The sequence below is a fragment of the Candidatus Infernicultor aquiphilus genome (assembly GCF_002784285.1).
Classification (GTDB): Bacteria; Atribacterota; Phoenicimicrobiia; order Phoenicimicrobiales; family Phoenicimicrobiaceae; genus Infernicultor; species Infernicultor aquiphilus.
In genome coordinates this window covers 1-1824 of record NZ_PFKO01000222.1, presented here as the reverse complement: position 1 = coordinate 1824, position 1824 = coordinate 1, and the positions used below count along the sequence as shown (strand labels likewise).

Genomic DNA, 1824 nt, shown 5'->3' with positions numbered 1-1824 from the left:
GGTATTTAAAGGACCTACCTTGCGGGAAGCAATCAAAAAATCAAGCCCTGCACCCATACCCAGATCAAGTACAGTCTCCCCTTCTCTAACTTCACTATAGGCTAATGGATTCCCACAACAGTTTCCCTCGAAAGATGGAAGATAAAAATTCGCATTGAAGAAACTACTATTTTTCAGTTATTAATTCCAATTTACCTAATTTATTTTCAAGATTTCCTTCAGACCTATATTCCCTATCTAGGTCGGGCCAAACCTCCCAGAGCTCCCCCGATTAGTCCCAATAAACCGAAATAAAGGGTAGCTATAAAAATCCCTCCTCCTAATATGGCCCCAAACATTCCACCTAATACCCCTCCCAGTAATCCGCCAGTGACACTGCCGACTACCCCACCTAAACTAGTAAGGATAAACATAGCTAAAATTCCTCCGATACTCCCACTTAAAAAACCAGCTAAGGCTCCATTCCCTGTTCCTCTAACGATCAATCCGGCGATAAAACCAGCCAAAAGTGGACCAAACAAAGGAATAGAACCTAATACCGCCATAGAAATAATTCCTACTACTAAGGCCCAAAACATATTAACCTCCTTTAAAAAAAACCTTCCTTTGGCTCTTTCCAGCCTTCTATCTCTTCTCTCCATAAAAATACTACCTTGAGCTGGTTAACTGTCCCTTACTTTAATCCCTTATCATACTATTTATATAAGATATATAAATAGAACAGTCTTATTATTCACAAAACGGATTATATCCTGGTTTCTTATAAAGTGTGTTTTGCTTCTCTAATATATCCGGACGATATACCTTTTCCGCCCAGTCTTCCGGACTTACATCTTCAATAGCAATAGAGACATATTTTTTATCAGCATCGACTATTTTCACGATAGAATCGGTAATAGCTTTGACCAGTTTTTTCTTTTGCTCTTCGGTTCTACCAGCATACATTTTAATAATTACATGAGGCATTTTTACCCCCTCCTTCTCTTTTTATTTTTTATTTAATTTTATACTTTTTCTTCTCTTCTAAATTATTACCATCGCTTTATCTATTATATACTAATTTATCTTAGATTATAAATCTAAAATGGTATAGGGTAATTCCGCACCTTCCGGTATTTGGTCAATAGACCGTTTCCGAAAAAGTGGATCTTGTATCCGGAAAATATCAGGGGATATTATCTTTATGTACCCCTCCCATCATCATACCCAATTCCTCAACACTAACTTCATTTCGCTTTACTACTCCCATAATCTCACCCTCGTAAATAACTGCAATCCGATCAGCAAGTGATAAAATTTCATCCAGGTCGTCAGAAATAAGAAGTGTTGCGGTTTTTAATTTTATCCTTTGTTCAATCAATTGCCGATGAACATATTCTGTAGCACTAATGTCTAATCCGCGGGTTGGTTGAGCAGCTACTAGAACACTGGGTTTTCGAGAGAGTTCTCGCGCTAAGATTAGTTTTTGAATATTTCCACCGGAAAGGCTTTTTAAAGAAGTATAGCGAGAAGGAGTCCTGATATCAAAATTCTTGATTAGACGTTCGCTTTCCTGACCGATTTTATGGAAATTCATAAATATTCCCTTAGCATAAGGCGGGTGGATATGATCTTTAAGAATCAGATTTTCTTCTATATTAAATTCCTGAACTACACCGTCCCGCATCCGTTCTTCGGGAATATAAGAAAGACCATAATCAAGAAGCTGGGAAGGCGACCAATTAGTAACATTAATTCCTTTTATAAATACTTTCCCCTGGGTAGGTTTTCGTAGACCAGCGATAACTTCTGCCAGTTCACTTTGACCATTTCCGGAAACCCCGG

3 protein-coding genes are annotated in these 1824 nt (G+C 38.0%); all 3 read right to left on the bottom strand.

Annotation, left to right across the window (positions count from 1 at the left end):
- Positions 1-233: 233 nt before the first annotated feature.
- Complete coding sequence (locus COZ07_RS05775; protein WP_406607624.1) at positions 234-641, bottom strand: DUF5518 domain-containing protein; 408 nt, start codon at positions 639-641, stop codon at positions 234-236.
- An 88-nt stretch (positions 642-729) separates the two neighbouring features.
- Entirely contained in the window at positions 730-966 is a 237-nt protein-coding gene (locus tag COZ07_RS05770; protein WP_406607623.1) for a 4-oxalocrotonate tautomerase family protein, read from the bottom strand.
- 199 nt (positions 967-1165) lie between these two features.
- A partial coding sequence (locus COZ07_RS05765; RefSeq protein ID WP_406607622.1) for an ATP-binding cassette domain-containing protein occupies positions 1166-1824 on the bottom strand: 659 nt, incomplete at its 5' end.